General features: G+C 60.4%; 19 protein-coding genes and 1 pseudogene. 15 read left to right on the top strand and 5 right to left on the bottom strand.

Going from position 1 to position 15,316, the window contains the following annotated elements; translation table 11 throughout:
- Positions 1-16 precede the first annotated feature (16 nt).
- The 9 genes from OCV80_RS03625 to OCV80_RS03665 all read left to right on the top strand — a co-directional run bounded on the left by OCV80_RS03625 (position 17) and on the right by OCV80_RS03665 (position 6,453).
- Positions 17-529: an SF0329 family protein gene (locus tag OCV80_RS03625; protein WP_036629432.1), complete on the top strand. Its 513-nt coding sequence runs from the start codon at positions 17-19 to the stop codon at positions 527-529.
- An 18-nt stretch (positions 530-547) separates the two neighbouring features.
- Positions 548-907, top strand: coding sequence for a hypothetical protein (locus OCV80_RS03630; protein ID WP_021747663.1), 360 nt, complete (start codon positions 548-550; stop codon positions 905-907).
- Between the two features lie 51 nt (positions 908-958).
- Complete coding sequence (locus OCV80_RS03635) at positions 959-1,312, top strand: hypothetical protein (protein WP_119311443.1); 354 nt, start codon at positions 959-961, stop codon at positions 1,310-1,312.
- Between the two features lie 12 nt (positions 1,313-1,324).
- Complete coding sequence (locus OCV80_RS03640) at positions 1,325-1,984, top strand: DUF3885 domain-containing protein (protein ID WP_119311442.1); 660 nt, start codon at positions 1,325-1,327, stop codon at positions 1,982-1,984.
- 28 nt (positions 1,985-2,012) lie between these two features.
- Positions 2,013-2,792 carry a hypothetical protein gene (locus tag OCV80_RS03645; RefSeq protein WP_119311441.1) on the top strand — a complete coding sequence of 260 codons (780 nt, stop codon included), beginning with the start codon at positions 2,013-2,015 and terminating at the stop codon, positions 2,790-2,792.
- An 11-nt stretch (positions 2,793-2,803) separates the two neighbouring features.
- Positions 2,804-3,517, top strand: a complete 714-nt coding sequence (locus OCV80_RS03650) for a hypothetical protein (protein ID WP_119311440.1) — start codon at positions 2,804-2,806, stop codon at positions 3,515-3,517.
- 17 nt (positions 3,518-3,534) lie between these two features.
- Positions 3,535-4,410, top strand: coding sequence for a spondin (locus OCV80_RS03655; protein ID WP_119311439.1), 876 nt, complete (start codon positions 3,535-3,537; stop codon positions 4,408-4,410).
- Positions 4,411-4,592: 182 nt separating this feature from the next.
- On the top strand, positions 4,593-5,471 hold the full coding sequence (locus OCV80_RS03660; protein WP_119311438.1) for a DUF4261 domain-containing protein: 879 nt from the start codon (positions 4,593-4,595) through the stop codon (positions 5,469-5,471).
- A gap of 253 nt (positions 5,472-5,724) precedes the next feature.
- Positions 5,725-6,453 (top strand): DUF5714 domain-containing protein, encoded by a 729-nt coding sequence (locus OCV80_RS03665; RefSeq protein WP_036629430.1) that lies wholly within the window; start codon positions 5,725-5,727, stop codon positions 6,451-6,453.
- A 115-nt stretch (positions 6,454-6,568) separates the two neighbouring features.
- Here the strand turns inward: OCV80_RS03665 and OCV80_RS03670 are convergent.
- A pseudogene (locus OCV80_RS03670) lies at positions 6,569-6,754 on the bottom strand (DUF2200 family protein); the annotation flags it as partial.
- A gap of 828 nt (positions 6,755-7,582) precedes the next feature.
- On the opposite strand from OCV80_RS03670, the gene OCV80_RS03675 reads away from it, so the two are divergent.
- Positions 7,583-9,580, top strand: a complete 1,998-nt coding sequence (locus tag OCV80_RS03675) for a thioredoxin domain-containing protein (protein WP_119311437.1) — start codon at positions 7,583-7,585, stop codon at positions 9,578-9,580.
- 237 nt (positions 9,581-9,817) lie between these two features.
- Here the strand turns inward: OCV80_RS03675 and trxB are convergent, their stop codons facing one another.
- The gene (trxB, locus tag OCV80_RS03680) at positions 9,818-10,747 is read right to left on the bottom strand and encodes a thioredoxin-disulfide reductase (protein ID WP_021747650.1); all 930 of its coding nucleotides are present in this window, start codon (positions 10,745-10,747) and stop codon (positions 9,818-9,820) included.
- Between the two features lie 13 nt (positions 10,748-10,760).
- Entirely contained in the window at positions 10,761-11,084 is a 324-nt protein-coding gene (gene trxA / locus OCV80_RS03685) for a thioredoxin (RefSeq protein ID WP_025543938.1), read from the bottom strand.
- Positions 11,085-11,244: 160 nt separating this feature from the next.
- Between trxA and OCV80_RS03690 the strand changes: the two genes are divergently transcribed.
- Entirely contained in the window at positions 11,245-11,901 is a 657-nt protein-coding gene (locus OCV80_RS03690; RefSeq protein WP_025543939.1) for a Crp/Fnr family transcriptional regulator, read from the top strand.
- Between the two features lie 19 nt (positions 11,902-11,920).
- Here OCV80_RS03690 and OCV80_RS03695 read toward each other — a convergent pair whose 3' ends face one another.
- Both OCV80_RS03695 and OCV80_RS03700 read right to left on the bottom strand, forming a co-directional pair.
- Positions 11,921-12,496: a 4Fe-4S binding protein gene (locus tag OCV80_RS03695; RefSeq protein WP_119311436.1), complete on the bottom strand. Its 576-nt coding sequence runs from the start codon at positions 12,494-12,496 to the stop codon at positions 11,921-11,923.
- On the bottom strand, positions 12,493-12,702 hold the full coding sequence (locus OCV80_RS03700; protein ID WP_025543941.1) for an ATP-binding protein: 210 nt from the start codon (positions 12,700-12,702) through the stop codon (positions 12,493-12,495). The genes OCV80_RS03695 and OCV80_RS03700 overlap by 4 nt, the downstream gene beginning before the upstream one ends.
- Before the next feature lie 258 nt (positions 12,703-12,960).
- On the opposite strand from OCV80_RS03700, the gene OCV80_RS03705 reads away from it, so the two are divergent.
- The 4 genes from OCV80_RS03705 to OCV80_RS03720 all read left to right on the top strand — a co-directional run bounded on the left by OCV80_RS03705 (position 12,961) and on the right by OCV80_RS03720 (position 15,028).
- Positions 12,961-13,368 carry an SGNH/GDSL hydrolase family protein gene (locus OCV80_RS03705; protein WP_249390790.1) on the top strand — a complete coding sequence of 136 codons (408 nt, stop codon included), beginning with the start codon at positions 12,961-12,963 and terminating at the stop codon, positions 13,366-13,368.
- Between the two features lie 205 nt (positions 13,369-13,573).
- The gene (locus OCV80_RS03710) at positions 13,574-14,146 is read left to right on the top strand and encodes an SGNH/GDSL hydrolase family protein (protein WP_036629443.1); all 573 of its coding nucleotides are present in this window, start codon (positions 13,574-13,576) and stop codon (positions 14,144-14,146) included.
- Positions 14,143-14,553, top strand: a complete 411-nt coding sequence (locus OCV80_RS03715) for a peptide deformylase (protein WP_119311435.1) — start codon at positions 14,143-14,145, stop codon at positions 14,551-14,553. Before OCV80_RS03710 ends, OCV80_RS03715 begins: the two co-directional genes overlap by 4 nt.
- A gap of 16 nt (positions 14,554-14,569) precedes the next feature.
- Positions 14,570-15,028 carry a metallophosphoesterase family protein gene (locus tag OCV80_RS03720; protein ID WP_021747642.1) on the top strand — a complete coding sequence of 153 codons (459 nt, stop codon included), beginning with the start codon at positions 14,570-14,572 and terminating at the stop codon, positions 15,026-15,028.
- Positions 15,029-15,316: the final 288 nt, after the last annotated feature.

Genomic DNA, 15,316 nt, shown 5'->3' on the forward strand with positions numbered 1-15,316 from the left:
AAAGGAGGCGGTACCTGTGTCAACTTGGAGCGGAATCCGAAACAAGCTGGAGAATGACTACCTGTGCCCGACGCTCCGTGGGCACATCCAGTATTTTGCCGCCAGCTACTGGGAAAGCCATGACCAAACAGGCCGGGCAGCCATTCGACTGGACGGCGTGGAGGTGCTGCGAAGTAACTACTATGCCTATGAACAGAACTACTGGAACAGATATCAGGCCCTGCGGCGGGAGGGCATCGGCCAGGACGATCGAACGGCCCCTTTTCGGCTGGCCCATGAAGGGACACTGAACGATGGCTGTTTTGACAACGGTTTTTTCTATGAGGCATTTCATGAATTTGACAACCAGAGCATTGAGAAAAGCCTTGTCAGCAAGAATCCCCTTGTCCGCATCCTCGCCCTTCTGGACCGCAGGCTGGGAAAGCGCCGCCTGCTGGCTTTGGAGGAATCCATGGAGCAGGAACTGGACTGGGTACGGGCTTTCTATGTGATCCGGATGCAGGCCGAAGGGCTGATGGAGAAAGAATAACATTCAGGAGGAACTGCCATGTCACAGATCGCATCCTTTTATCTGCTCAAAGACGGTCAGCGGCAGGAGCTGTCCAACGGTGACTGCTCCGGCGCGGTCTACATGGCCATCTGGGACTGGTGTGAGAGCGAGCTGGATCTGGATGTCCGATTTCCCGCTCCCCAGACGGAGAACACTCTGGACTGCGCTCTGCTGGAGGGAGAGCTGGCGTCTGAACTGCTGGCAACTCTGCGGGAGCAGAGCCTCCCGGAGCTGGCCGCCGAAATTGCCGCAGACTGGGAGCTGCCCACCGAGGCGGTGCAAAGCGGACTTGAAACGCTGCGCTCCCATCTGGAGCTGGTGCAGAGCGACGCTGCCCTGCTGTATGAGATGACTTGACGGGACTATGCCCATGCCAAGGATGCAGGTTAAGAAACGGAGAGAAATACTATGGTGAGAGATGGACTTGTGTTCAAAGATGAGAATGGTCAGGTCATCTTCAACCAGTATAGCTTCTGCGAACTGGTGAAGCACCTGCTGGTGGAGCTGGTGGGGATCTCCTATGAGGAAGCCTCTCAGACAGTGGAACGCGCACCGCTGGCAGAGCCAGTGGCCGATGCCGTGGGAGTGGCGATATTCAGCCATGACCGGCCTTATTACTGGGCCATGTTTTTCTACTATGGGAACGGTTATTGGTGGGAAAAGGGTATTCCAGCGCAGCCAGAGGATATGGATGCCTATGAAGCTTTGGAAAAGAAAATTATGGAGAAATGCCACTTAAAGGAGCCCTTTGAGTGGAAATAGTGGAGGTGTGCAATGCTGGCGGAGGATTTTGACACCATCTTACATAATCTTGGTATGGCGTGGCTGGAACATCCGCTGTTCCATCATGCCCCGGTCGCCATCCGGTTTGAAATCGGCGGAGATGAACCAGTCTATCTGGAATGCACCTATTCGGACGAGAACACCGAGAAACTAACTCCAAACCCCGCCTATGTTCAAGGCGCACTGGAGCGGGCGATTATGATCTACCGGAACCTTCCAGCGCCGCCGGGTATTCTGCGGATTGACGGGTATCCCGAAGAAAAACCTGTCGAGTCCCTGCTGACGGCCATCCAGCAGAGGGCCGCACTTCCTGCCCCGCATGAGCAGGTCACAGCGACCATGATGGACGAGGACGGGGATACATATGCACAAGTACAGTTTTACTGGGATCTCAGCAAAATCAGCTTTCAACCGGAGCGGCTTCTCCAGGAGATCATTCTGGGGGACATCGGCGGCTGGAACGGCTTTGTGTCCAGCGTCTATCTGACCGGGCCGGGGCCATTCCTCTACCATCTGTACGATGACCGTGGGTTGGATATACTGGGCGGCTCACGGGAGCTGCTACTGCCGCTCTATCATCAATTCAATGACTGGATCTTGGAATACAATCTGGAGAAGATTGACCGACTGTTCGCTCCGGCAAAAGAATGACCGTACAGACAAAAAAGGAGGCATCATAATGGGACTTGATATCTACGCCGGAACATTGACCCGGTACTATTCTCACAACTGGAAAACCGTTGTTCAGCAGTGGGCGGAGGAAAACGGATACGCCTTCAACCGCATCACCCCGGACGGGGAACCCGCTGACAACGAGGAGGAACTGTCCCCGGCCGAGGTCCAGGCGGCGGTGGAGAACTGGCGGGATCAGATTCTGAACGCCATTTCTCAGCCGGGCCAGCCCCCCTACGCTCCCTGGCCGGAGAATAACGAGAGCCCCTACTACACCGACAAGCCGGATTGGGATGCCTTCGGCGCCATGCTGCTGGCGGCCGCCTGCCATACATACGAGGAACCGGTGCCTCCCACTGTGGAGAAGGACTGGAACTTCGGGGAGCATCCCCTGGTCGCCCGCCTTGCGGCGGACCAGGAGCGGGTATGGTCCCTGTTCCGTGGGGCTACCTGGTGGCTGCCTCTGCCGGACGCCTTCTTCTTCCAAGCACCTCTGCCTACCGACGACACCGCCGCCATCGGCACGGTGGGCGGACTGCGGAAGGAGCTGGAGAAGCTGAACCAGCTGGCGTGGCAGGCCGATGAGGATACCATCCTTGATTGGGCAGACACGGAGGGATACCCGGCAGACGGAACCGTAGGCCCGGATGGACAGTACAGCAAGGCGGACATCTCGGAGCATACCCAGTATGATACCCAGTCCCTTGCCAAGTTCGCCTTCTCCATGTTCTGGCGGGCCATGCGGTTTGCCGAGGAACAGCAGGTGCCCATTTTACTGGATTATTAAGGAGGAGCTTTATGGGATACGATGTCAGTTTTCACCCGATTTCGCCGGAAGAAATGCGGGAATGGTATTTTACCCCGCTTTCCTGGGTACAGCAGGGGCAGGAGGAAAAGGTGCTGGCCCTTGCCGCACAGCACGGAATGGAGGACTTCTATGCGGAAAAATATCTGGATACTCTGCGGGTCGGTGCGGGGACAGAGCCGGATGAATTGTTTGATAAGAGCCACGGCTTTTATATTGCGGTGATCCAGGGCTTTTTCCGGGATTACTATTACACCAGAGGCAGTGCCTTTTCTTTCCTGGTGGAAGAAAAGCCGGAATATGCCCGGTATTTCACCCCATGGGCACAGGTGACACCAACAGCTTTTCCAAATCCGGCAGAAAATCAGATCATTGAAAACTACTGTTCCGGCGTGTACCTGTCTCCAAAGCAGGTTACACAGCTTCTCCGGGATCTGGAGCAGGACCCAAAGGTGCTGGAGGATTTGGAGGGACTTTGGAGTAACGGACAGCTTGCCGTGCTGAAAAAGGCTCTCACTGCCGCGGCGGAACTGGGTGTCGGTCTGCTGGAAGCTACCGAGGTGGTGGAGCCTAACCCTATCCGCCCTAATGAGAGTACAAGCTACTCAAACCTGTACCACTGTGATCGGGATGGGGTGCATCTCTACATAGATACTGTCAGTACTCAATTAGCGGATGTGATTGGAAAAAGTGAGGAACAAGCATAAGCGGTTGGGAGGATTTTATGGAACAAAAACGCCCGGCAGATATATTTCAGGAGCTTCTGGACTACCTGTGGAACGGGCTGGGGCTGGAGGAAAAGGGCTGGAAGCGTCTGAAAAAGGGCAACTTCAAAAAGAGAACGAAAAACGGCCTGACCTACCTGATCTGGTTTGAGCGGAGCCGCTACAACTACATAGACTACGAAATCGGCCATGGAAATGTGGAGGTGGGATTCAGCTGCATCATTAAGCAGGGGGATGACTTTCTCTACTCTTTCAAAATAGAACCGATAACAGGCGGTTCGTTCTTCCGGATGCTGACAGAGGACCTGCGGTTGGATACCGGGTTGCTGGACACTTTTCTGCCCTTAATCAAAGCCCGCTACCTTGACTTTATCGACCGCTTTGAGGAGGACCCGGCAGAGGCGTTACAGCCGGTCTGCGCCCCCTTTACCCAGCCGGAGGATTACAGTTGGCGTATTCATGTGGAGGAGCAGGCGGTGGAAAGATACGGAACACCAGAGCAGCTGGCGGAGTACCGCCGTCAGGCGGAATTGCGTGGAACGCCGGAAAGCAAGGTGCGCCGGTGGATGGGGATGCAAATCTTCTATTTCTCCCATGCTGGCGATGTGGACCATGCTTGGGCCGCCAGCCGCTCCGTGGAGGAATTGGACGTGGTCGTGGGAAACCATGTCCAGGCCAAGAAGCAGTATGACACTTGGACGGAGGAGGACGAAGCGGGCTATCAGATCTACCTTCAGGAGCAGGACATGGAAAAGCGGACTTATCGGGCTTGGTATCTAATCGCCAATCCCCGAAAGCTGCCCAAGGAAATCGTTAATCAGGAACTGGCGTTTCGGTTCAAGCTGTTCCCTGACAAAATGGATAAAAAGAAATGAATGGTATTATTATTCTGGTTTGTGGTCTGCTGCTTCTCTTGGCCATAAAACTGCTGATAGAGCGCAACTTCATCGGATTGGTTCTATTTAGTGTGGCTCTTTTTTTGATTTTTGGAGTAACCCCGCATACAAAGTAGCGATCGCCCGTTGTTACATGGTCTGCTGCTATAAGGAGGACAAAAATGAGTAATCAAGTGTTCCGGCAAAACCTGGATGACAAAAAAGGGCCCCAGCCCGGCGGCCCCTATCTCATTCAAATGCTGTTCAAAGAGCCGGTAGACATGCCGGACAAGGATGAGATGACCGCTGTGATGAAAAAGCACATCGGCGCGGTAGAGTGTTTCTGCCGTGATAAAAAGATGGCAGGCTTTGCTGCCCTGGATCATATCGCGGAATTTCAGGACGGCAAATGCCCGGTGCAGCTGATGGTGATGGGATGTGACAAATTCAAGGGCAAGGGCTTCGATGCGTTCCTTATGAGCCAGATGTGGGACTGCCGGGAGGACCGAGAGCGAATCTTTCGGGAGTGCCGGTATCAGGTCGTGGCCACTGATATGCTGGCGGCGGCGCTTCCGGCCCTGGAGAGGGCCAACCTGGACGCCGACTTCGTGGAGGCCCTGGCAGAGCTGTACCCCACCTGTGAGGCGTTCTATTTCCAGAACTGCGGCAAGCTCTTGCTGGCGGAATATGTGCGTTCCCACCAGATCGAGGGCTCGGACCGCTTCATCCGATTTGGTGTCAATGTCCGCTTCTTCAACATTGAGGGCACCGAGGATATGCTCATCGACACAGTGGGCATGAACACCCTGTTCCTGCCGGACCTCCAGTACCACTTCCATAGCATGGATCCCAACTGGGTAGTGAACCACGCCTATAATGCGGCGTCGTACATACTGGAGCATGATAACCCCATTGGGGATGGGGAAACGATTGACGGCATAGAGAATGGCCGGATGAGCCGGGAGATTCAGTGGAAGTGCCAGTACGAGGATGCCCTGATCCAGCCGCCCAGGGGAGTGGTGGACATCCATATGGGCGACTATGCTTCCGGAAAACGCTGAACGGATAGAATGACTGCATGTACAGCCGGAGAAAATGTTTGCTCCCCTTAAGCGGATTTTACATTCAGCGGGTTATCTTGGCTATTGTATGATAGAAAATAACAGGAGAGAGTACACAGCTGATGTGTGGATGAACGCATCGGGGGGAGCCGATTTATGAGAAAGAACATTTCCCCACAGCATATTGTGGGGGGCGTCGGGACTGCGCAGCCGCGTGACTTCCTGCGCTGCGGATAAGGGAGGAGTGATCGATTTGCATCCAGAAGAATGCCTGATCTGCAAGGCACCGCTGGAATATCTGGTCCGGGACGAGGACATGGAGTGCGCCATCTGCCATAAAAAGGAATCCAGCAAGACCCGGTGCGTCAACGGCCATTATGTTTGCAATGACTGCCATACCCAGGGCATGGACACCATCTTCGGCCTGTGCTTGGCGGAGACTTCCGCCGACCCCGCCGCTATCCTCCGCCGGATGATGGACCTGTCCTTCTGCCATATGCACGGGCCAGAGCACCATGTGATGGTGGGAGCGGCGCTGCTCACCGCCTATAAAAATGCCGGGGGCAAGTTGGACCTGGAGAGCGCTCTCCGGGAGATGTACAGCCGGGGCAAAGCTGTCCCCGGCGGGGCCTGCGGCTTCTGGGGCGCCTGCGGGGCGGGGATCAGCGCGGGGCAGTTCCTGGCCATCGCCACGGCATCCACGCCCCTGGCCCGGGAGCCCTGGGGATTGAGCAATCAGATGACCGCCCGGGCCCTGGACAGCATCGGCAAGGTGGGTGGCCCCCGGTGCTGCAAACGGGATTCCTGGCTGGCCGTCCAGGCTGCCGTGGACTTTGTCCGGGAGCACCTGGGGGTGGAGATGCAGCACAGCGTGCCCGTCTGCTCTTACAGTGCCCGAAACAGCCAGTGCATCGGAAAACGCTGCCCCTTCTCGGCGGCAAAGCAAAGGGCTCTCGAGGCGAAAACAGCCCCGAGTTTCTGAAAGGCCAGAAGCTCCGGGACATACTTGTTTTTCCGGAGAATCTGCTCCATAGGGGTCCCTTGGGCAGCTCGTCCACCAGCTTGCCCAGATACCGGATATCCCGTATCAGCAGGTCCCATACCCGGACACCGCAGACCTTGTCGGTGATGAGGGCACGGTCAGGATTCATGGCGGGGGCACGTTGAAAAAAGTGAGCGCAGGTGACGCTGGACCGCTCCAGCCGGGCGAGGTCCGCCAGCGTGTACCCGGTGAGACAGGCAGTTACCTGGTCCACCTCCGCCCGGGTGCGGCCCTTTTTCACTTATGATGGATACAAGATCAGCCTGGGCAAGGAGGGCAGGAAATGAACCTGAAGGAGGCCCTCGTTTCCGGAACAGGCTGCAGGTCCTGACGGAAGAGCGGCCGCCCGGGGCGCCGCTGCTTGAGGCGAGGGGTGATAATCCCTCCTGAAATGCACAGACTATTTCTGCTCTTTGGATGTGAAGGGGCGGGTGGATTGGAGACCTTAGCAGATTATCTGGCGCAGGCGAAAGCGCCGCAGCGCCGCGTCCGTATGGCGGAGGTGCTGGAGTGGGCGGAACGGACGTTTTCCGGCCTGGAGCTCAGGGTTGCATGGAACCAGCCTGTGTTCACAGATCATGGGACGTTCATCGTCGGGATCAGCGTCTCCGCCGGGCATCTGGCCGTTTCTCCGGGGCGGGCTTGGAGGGCTTTTTCCGGGAAATCGCCCGGGGCGGCTATGCCGGGGCAAAATGCTGTTCCGCATCCCGTGGGAGAGGGACGTGGATTACACGCTGCTGCGCCGGATGATCGCCTTCAACCGCACCGAAAAGGCCCACTGCAAGACTTTTTGGCGGGGGAAGGCATGACGACCTGGATACCTTGGCGGGCCAGGGCGCTACTTGCCGGAATCTACCTGCCCGGTCCGACACCAGGGGCGCGCTTTGCCCGGCCGCTCCCGCCGGATCTGGCCCGCTGAGGCGGAAGTCCGCGGAACAAACTGCGGCCCCCGGCCCGTGCCGGATGGGGAAAACGCCTTGTATAAGCAGGGGGCAAGCGCGGCACTGGACGGAAAACCTGCGGAACCATGCGGGCGGCAGTGCGCCGCCCGGTCAAAGGAGGACGACCCATGCCCAACCGGCTGCAATTTGAACAATCCCCGTATCTGCTCCAGCACCGGGAAAATCCCGTGGACTGGCGGCCCTGGGGGAGCGAGGCATTCCAGACCGCACGGGAGGAGGACAAGCCGGTGTTCCTCAGCATCGGCTACTCCACCTGCCACTGGTGCCACGTCATGGCCCATGAGTCCTTTGAGGACGAGACGGTGGCGGAGGCGATCAACCGGGATTTTATCCCGATCAAAGTCGACCGGGAGGAGCGCCCGGATGTGGACGCGGTCTATATGGCCGCCTGCGTGGCTATGACAGGCTCCGGCGGATGGCCGCTGACGGTGCTGCTCACGCCGGAGCAGGAGCCCTTCTGGGCGGGGACGTACCTCCCCAGACAGGCGCTGCTGTCCCTGCTGCAGCAGGCGGCGCGCCTGTGGCGGGAAGATAGGGGCAGTCTGCTGACCGCCGGAGAGGCGCTGACCGACCGGCTCAGGGAAGCGGAGGGCGCAGGCACCGGCTTTCCAGACCGGGCACTGGCAGGCATGGCGGCGGGCCTTTACGCCCGGAGTTTTGACACCCGCTGGGGCGGCTTCGGGCACGCGCCAAAATTCCCCACGCCTCATAATCTGATCTTCCTGCTCCGGTACGCCCGGCGCACAGGGGAGTCCCAGGCCGGGGCCATGGCGGAGCAGACGCTGGAGAGCATGTACCGAGGCGGCCTGTTCGACCATGTGGGCGGCGGCTTTGCCCGGTACTCTACCGATGAAATGTGGCTGGTGCCCCACTTTGAAAAGATGCTCTATGACAACGCCCTGCTGGCACTGGCCTATACGGAGGCCTATCAGCAGACCCGGCGCCCGCTCTATGGGGAGATCGTCCGCCGCACGCTGGATTACGTCCTGCGGGAGCTGCGTGATTTTCAGGGCGGATTCTACTGCGGACAGGACGCGGACAGCGAGGGCGAGGAGGGGAAATACTATGTATTCACCGAAGGCGAGCTGAGAGACCTGCTGGGACCGGAGGACGCAGAGGCGTTCTGCGGCTGGTACGGCGTCACCGAGACGGGGAACTTTGCGGGGAAAAATATCCTCAACCTAATCGGCCGGGAACAGGTCCAGCGGGAGCCGGTGCGCATCAGGCCCCTGCGGGAGAGGGTGTATGCCTACCGCTTGGAACGGACCTGCCTCCACAGGGACGACAAGGTGCTTGCCGCATGGAATGGACTGATGATTGCGGCCCTGGCCCGGGCGGGACTGGCCCTGGATGAGCCCCGCTATCGGGACGCCGCCGTGGGAGCCGCGGCATTTTTGAAGCGGAGCCTCACAGAGGAAAACGGTCGTCTGCTGGCCAGATGGCGGGCGGGGCAGGCGGCCCACCCCGGAAAGCTGGATGATTACGCCTTCTGCGCCTGGGGCTTGCTGGAACTCTACGGCGTGACCTTCCGGACCGCCTATCTGGCGGAGGCCGGGGACCTGACGGCACGGCTGCTGGAGCAGTTTTTTGACGGGAAAAACGGCGGGTTTTACCCCTACGCGGCGGATGGGGAACAGCTCATCACCCGGACAAAGGAGACCTATGACGGGGCCATGCCGTCGGGCAATGCGGCAGCGGCGCTGGTTCTCTCCCGCCTGGCCCGCCTCACCGGGGAGGCCCGCTGGCGGACCGCCGCCGATCTGCAGCTGGGCTATCTGGCTGGGGCCACCCGGACCTATCCCGCCGGACACGGTTTTGCCATGCTGGTGTTTCTGGAGGAGCTGTGGCCCTCGGCGGAGCTGGTCTGCGCGGCCCGGACCATGCCGGAGGAGTTGGCGGCTTTTCTGCGGGAGGCCTCCAGGCCCGAACTGACGGTGCTGGTGAAAACGCCGGAGACGGCAAAGCCGCTGGAGGAGCTTGCCCCCTTCACGGAGGCCTATCCGATTCCGGAGACAGGCGTCCGGTACTATCTATGCCGGAACGGCGCCTGTGCCCGGCCGGTGGACAGTATTTCAGAAGTCAGACGGCTGCTGGAACAGAACTGAGGATCCTGCCCAAAGGGCTCCGCCGGACCGCGCGGTTTGCCGCATGACAGGTTCCTTTTCCGTGGCCTGCCGCTCTGCAAAACAAGGATACAAAAACTGCCCGGAGGAATCTGTTCCATCAGATACTCCGGGCAGCTGTGTTCTTTTCAGGCCGCCTGCATCCCGGATGCCTGCATTTTGAACGGGATGGGCATATATGCGGGAGGACTTCAGCCGTTCTCTGCCGCATTTCTTCGATCAGGCGCCGCCTGCCAGATATTCTTCCGCCATGTGGACCGCCATGGCCCCATCGGCCACGGCCGTCACTACCTGGCGCAGCGGCTTCGTCCGTACATCGCCCACGGCATAGACGCCGGGGAGATTGGTCCTTGTGGTTTCGTCCGCCGTCACATAGCCGCCGGCATCCAGCTCCAGCTGGCCTTTCACCAGCTCCGTGGCCGGCTTTCTGCCGACGCTGATGAAGAGCCCGTCGCAGGGAAGGACGGATTCCGCCCCGGTCTGCACATCCCGCAGCCGGATGCCGGTCAGCTTCTCTTCGTGCAGCAGCTCCGTAACAGTGCTGTTCCAGCGGAATTCCACGTTCTCTGCCTGTATCAGTGGCTCGTGGTAGATCTTCGTGGCCCGTAGCTGGTCCCTGCGGTGCACCAGGACCACCCTTTCGGCGATACGGCTCAAAAGCAGGGCGTCGCCGGCGGCGGAATTCCCGCCGCCCACCACGGCGACCGTTTTGCCCTTGTAGCGCATCCCGTCGCAGGCGGCACAGTAGGCCACACCCCGGCCCACCAGGGCCTCCTCGCCTGCAAGGCCCAGCTCCCTGGGATTGGCTCCGGTGGCAAGGATTACCGTCCTGGCATAAAAGGTCCCCTCGCTGGTCTTCAGCGCCTTGGGGGCAGCGGTCAGTTCCATGCGCTCCACCTGTGCGTACGCTGTCTGCGCACCGAACCGCTCTGCCTGCCGCTGCATCTTCTCCGCCAGGGTGAAGCCGTCGATCCCGTCCTCATAGCCGGGATAGTTGTCGATCTCCTCCGTCAGGGCCATCTGCCCGCCTGCCGAGAGTTTCTCCAGCACCAGTGTATCCAGCCCGGCCCTGGCTGCATAGAGCGCCGCCGTATAGCCGCCCGGCCCGCCGCCCACCACGATCATGTCGTAGACACGAGTTTCGCCCATGGATTCCGCCTCCTTACTTCGCCATAGCCTCCTGGATGAACTGGTCGATGGCCGCTTTGGACCCGGGGTTGACGATAGAATCCACGGCTTTCCCGTCCCGATACAGGACCAGCGTAGGAATGACCTCGATCTGCGCCGCCTCGGCCAGCGCGGCCTCCTCGTCGATGTTTACCTTCGCCACGGTGAGACGGTCGCCGTATTCGTCCGCGATCTTCTCATACGCGGGCCCGATCCGGCGGCAGTAGCCGCACCAGGGAGCCCAGAAATCCACCAGGATGGGCTTGCCGCCCTCTGCCATCTGCTGGAATTGTTCCTTGTTTAGATTGATAGCCGCCATGCTGGTCAGCTCCTTTCCTTGGTTTGGTCCTAGTATAACCGAAAGTCCGCGATTTTTCTGTGACGACATCACCCAAAACACGGGATTTTCCGAAAAGCGGGCCGGTTGACAGCAAAGCTCCTGTCAACTATACTGAGAACACGATGAGGAGGGACACGGAATGACCTTTCAGGACTATTTTCCCATCTGGAACAAGCTCCAAACAGACCAGCAGGACCGGATCCGCAGCAATCTGAATTTCCGAACCGTGAAGAAGGGGACGATCCTGCACAACGGGGACATGGACTGCACCGGACTCCTCCTGGTGAAGGCGGGGCAGCTCCGGGCCTATATCCTCTCTGACGAGGGGCGGGAGATCACCATTTACCGCCTGTTCGACCGGGATCTGTGCCTGTTCTCTGCGTCCTGCATCATGCGCTCCATCCAGTTTGAGGTCACCATCCAGGCGGAGAAGGACACGGACCTCTGGGTCATTCCCGCGGAGGTCTACCAGGACATCATGGAGGCGTCGGCGCCTGTGGCCAACTACACCAACGAGCTGATGGCCAGCCGGTTCTCCGAGGTCATGTGGCTGATGGAGCAGGTCATGTGGAAGAGCCTGGACAAGCGGGTGGCGGCCTTTCTGCTGGAGGAGGCCTCCATCGAGGGGAGCAGCGTGCTGAAGATCACCCATGAGGCCATTGCCAATCACCTGGGCACCCACCGGGAGGTGATTACCCGGATGCTGCGCTATTTTCAGAGCGAGGGCATGGTGCGGCTCTCCCGGGGCATGGTCCGGCTCCTTGATGAGGACAGGCTGCGGCAGTTGCAGGATTGAGCCGCGTGATACGGCACGGTCATGTGCGGCTGTTCCTTGCTTTGCAGATCAGCTGTGTCATGGTGCCCATGGGGCAGTAGACACACCAGCTGCGGGGCTTGAACAGCACCATGGTGATTAGCCCCAAGACTGTGGATGTGAGCATGACGCCGTAGAAGCCGAAGGCGAACTGCGCCACGCCGGGATGGAAAAGGGTGCCGTGGTAGGCCCAGTTCCAGGGCAGCTTGAAGGTCCACAGCAGGGTGACCGCCTGCCCCAGATCCCGCACACCGGCGAACACCAAATAGGTGTTCCACAGCATCAGAAAGAACATGGCGAAGAAAAAGGCGAGAAATCCGTATCGGAACGCCTTGCTTTTCATCCATTTGGGGATGTCTTTCCTGCGGGACAGCCCGAAGCGCCCGCCCAGCAGCCCAAACAGCTGGCCCCGGCCGCAGTAGCGGTTGCAGTAGCTCTTGGTCCCGCTGACCACGGAGATGATGAGGGGGATGAAGAAGCACAGCAGGCCCAGCCAGGCAAACAGAATGTTGAAAAATCCCAGCAGGAGGTACAGGAGCGAAGCGATCCACAGATAGTCGTACCAGTGCTTCTTCATGCCTCTACCTCCCGGATTTTGATGACGCTGGCCGGACACTCCCTGGCGCACTTGCCGCAGCCCACGCATTTGTCCTGCCGGACCTGGGCCATAACGCCCCGCACGATCTCAATGGCCTGCAGGGGACAGACCTTCACACAGCAGCCGCAGGCCACACAGGCTGACGGGTCCACCACGGCTCTGCGCCGCTTTTTCACGGAATTCATAGCATGCCTCCCTAAATTGAGTGGGTTCATCATACCGCATATCTATGAATTGCACCGTGATGAAATCACAAATGCCGCAGGCAGAATAGCACCGCACGCACCGGCCTAAACGGGATGCGGGGAAGGTGAGGGCACGTCCGGGGCTTGTGCCTTGGAGGGACAGCTGTGAGGAAGGTCATCTGTTTCGCCGATTCCAGCACCTGGGGCTACGATCCCCGGTCCCGGCTGGGCGGGCGCTGTGCCCCGGGCAGCTGATGGGTGGACATCCTGGCGGCCGAAACCGGATGGGTGTTGGGCAACTGGGGCGCCAACGGCCGGGAGCTCCCCGACGCGGCACCTGACATTCCGGCGGACACCGACCTGCTGATCGTGATGCTGGGCACCAATGACCTTTTGCAGGGCCGCAGGCCCAAGGCCACGGCGGAGCGGATGGAGCGATTCCTGACCGGCCTGGAGCTGGCACGGGGGAAGATCCCTCTGTTCGCGTTGCCGTCCCGGTCCCCGGGGGAATGGGTGCCGGGCCAAATGCTCATTGCCGCTTCCCGGACCTTCGCCGGGTGCTGCCGGACCCTTGCCGGGCGGTGGAACGTCTCCCCGGCCTATGACGGTGTGCCACTTCGCGGAGCAGGGGCACAGGGCCCTTGCCGCCGGGATTTCGCCCCATGAAACGCATCGTTCCCCGGCACCGTGCGCCTGCTGGAGGGAACCATCAATGGGAGAACCGGTGCCGCCCAGAGCGGGCCGCTGCGGCTCCGGCGGGATATGGGGATATCAGCAAATCCGGCAGGGGGCTTATGGAGCGCTGCCCCGAGCATTGACGGCGGGAGCCTTTCGCGCAGACGCGCACGGAAACGAGACAAGGAGGAGCACCATGCGGATTCTGATGCTGGGCAACAGCCTCACCTCTGCCCAAGATATGCCGGACATTCTGGCGGAACTGACCGGGGCGGAAGTGGTCTGCCATACCCGGGGCGGGGCCCGGCTGTCCGAGCATCTGAACCCGAACACCCGGCTGGGCGCCCGAACGCAGGCGGCGCTTGCAAAGGAGCAGTGGGACTATGTGGTGCTGCAGGAAATGAGCCACGGCCCCATCACCGCTCCCGGGAGCTTTTTCGCCAGCGTGGAGCGGCTCTGCCGGCAGATCCGGGAGAACGGGGCCATCCCGGTGCTCTATGCCACCTGGGCCTATCAGAAGGGTGGGGCCCGGCTGTCGGCCAAGGGATGGGACTATGGTGGGATGGCCCGGAACCTGTCCGCGGCGTACCGCAGGGCGGCGGAGGAAAACCGCGCCCTGCTTGCCGACGTGGGGCGGCGGTTTTACCAGCTGCCCGGCACGCAGGACCTCTACGCCGCCGATGGCGTCCACCCCAGCGGGCAGGGGGCCCGCATTGCGGCGGAGACCATAGCGGCGGCGATTCAACGACACAAGGAGGACCCATCATGATTCGGGACATCTGCAAAGACCAGGCATTTCTGGCCCAAAAGGCCGAGCCCGCCTCTCCGGAGGACCTGCCGGTGGCGGCGGATCTGCTGGAGACACTGGAAGTCCACAGGGACGGCTGCGTAGGTATGGCGGCCAACATGATCGGCGTGAACAAGCGCATCATCGCCTTCGACAACCAGGGCGGCTATATGGTCATGTTCAATCCGGAGATCGTGAAAAGGGCCGGCCCCTATGAGGCGGAGGAGGGGTGCCTGTCCCTCTCCGGCACCCGCAGAGCCCGGCGGTGGGAGTCCATCAAGGTCCGCTGGCAGAACGAAAAATTCCAGGAGCGGATCAAGACCTTCACCGGCTGGACGGCCCAGATTATCCAGCACGAGATCGACCACTGCGAGGGCATTATCATCTGAGGGGGAGGGGAAACCTATGAAACTTGCCATTCTCTCCGACACCCACGGCCTGCTGCGGCCGGAGGTCACGGAGCATCTAAAGACCGCCGACGCCATCCTCCATGGCGGAGATATCAACAGGCAGAGCATCGTGGATGAGCTGCGGCAGTATGCGCCGCTGTACATCGTCCGGGGCAACAACGACAAGGACTGGGCGGAGGCCATCCCGCACGATCTCACCGTTACCCTGGGCGGCGTGACCTTTTTCATGGTCCACAACAGAAAGGAGGTCCCGGCGGACCTGGCCGGTGTGGACGCGGTGGTGTTCGGCCACTCCCACAAGTACGTGCAGGAGGAGAAAGGCGGCGTCCTCTGGCTCAACCCGGGCTCCTGCGGCCCTCGGCGGTTCCATCAGGAGATCACCATGATGACGGCGGAGGCGGAGGATGGGAAGATCCGGGTGGAGAAGGTCATCATCCCCCACGGGACGGCGTGAGAACGGCGGGAAGACTGCTTCTCACCGGCGGTTCCGCCGTCTGCGGGGGCGGGGCGGCGCACCCCGGGCGGGGGAGGGGACAGGGCATTGACAACCGCCTGGCACAGGCAGTTCTGCCCTGAGATGGGGGCCGGCTTTGGCGGCGCACCGGGGATGCGGCGGCTCAAACAGACTCCGCCGGGCCGGAGTTCCGGAGCGTGCCGCTGCGGCGGCCCGCTTGCTGAAAGCCGGGGAACCGGCAGTGTATTCGAATTCTTGCAGACCTCACAGCTGCACACAAGCCGGCGC

The sequence above is a fragment of the Oscillibacter acetigenes genome (assembly GCF_025567605.1).
GTDB classification, from domain to species: Bacteria; Bacillota; Clostridia; order Oscillospirales; family Oscillospiraceae; genus Oscillibacter; species Oscillibacter welbionis.

Excerpts from the sequence above, each read along its gene's own strand:
- OCV80_RS03710 (WP_036629443.1), top strand. The coding sequence starts at position 13,574 with ATGCGGATTCTGATGCTGGGCAACAGCCTCACCTCTGCCCAAGATATG.
- OCV80_RS03690 (WP_025543939.1), top strand. The coding sequence starts at position 11,245 with ATGACCTTTCAGGACTATTTTCCCATCTGGAACAAGCTCCAAACAGAC.
- OCV80_RS03700 (WP_025543941.1), bottom strand. The coding sequence starts at position 12,702 with ATGAATTCCGTGAAAAAGCGGCGCAGAGCCGTGGTGGACCCGTCAGCC.
- OCV80_RS03695 (WP_119311436.1), bottom strand. The coding sequence starts at position 12,496 with ATGAAGAAGCACTGGTACGACTATCTGTGGATCGCTTCGCTCCTGTAC.
- OCV80_RS03660 (WP_119311438.1), top strand. The coding sequence starts at position 4,593 with ATGAGTAATCAAGTGTTCCGGCAAAACCTGGATGACAAAAAAGGGCCC.
- OCV80_RS03650 (WP_119311440.1), top strand. The coding sequence starts at position 2,804 with ATGGGATACGATGTCAGTTTTCACCCGATTTCGCCGGAAGAAATGCGG.
- OCV80_RS03720 (WP_021747642.1), top strand. The coding sequence starts at position 14,570 with ATGAAACTTGCCATTCTCTCCGACACCCACGGCCTGCTGCGGCCGGAG.
- OCV80_RS03640 (WP_119311442.1), top strand. The coding sequence starts at position 1,325 with ATGCTGGCGGAGGATTTTGACACCATCTTACATAATCTTGGTATGGCG.
- OCV80_RS03635 (WP_119311443.1), top strand. The coding sequence starts at position 959 with ATGGTGAGAGATGGACTTGTGTTCAAAGATGAGAATGGTCAGGTCATC.
- trxA (WP_025543938.1), bottom strand. The coding sequence starts at position 11,084 with ATGGCGGCTATCAATCTAAACAAGGAACAATTCCAGCAGATGGCAGAG.
- OCV80_RS03645 (WP_119311441.1), top strand. The coding sequence starts at position 2,013 with ATGGGACTTGATATCTACGCCGGAACATTGACCCGGTACTATTCTCAC.
- OCV80_RS03655 (WP_119311439.1), top strand. The coding sequence starts at position 3,535 with ATGGAACAAAAACGCCCGGCAGATATATTTCAGGAGCTTCTGGACTAC.
- OCV80_RS03715 (WP_119311435.1), top strand. The coding sequence starts at position 14,143 with ATGATTCGGGACATCTGCAAAGACCAGGCATTTCTGGCCCAAAAGGCC.
- trxB (WP_021747650.1), bottom strand. The coding sequence starts at position 10,747 with ATGGGCGAAACTCGTGTCTACGACATGATCGTGGTGGGCGGCGGGCCG.
- OCV80_RS03675 (WP_119311437.1), top strand. The coding sequence starts at position 7,583 with ATGCCCAACCGGCTGCAATTTGAACAATCCCCGTATCTGCTCCAGCAC.
- OCV80_RS03630 (WP_021747663.1), top strand. The coding sequence starts at position 548 with ATGTCACAGATCGCATCCTTTTATCTGCTCAAAGACGGTCAGCGGCAG.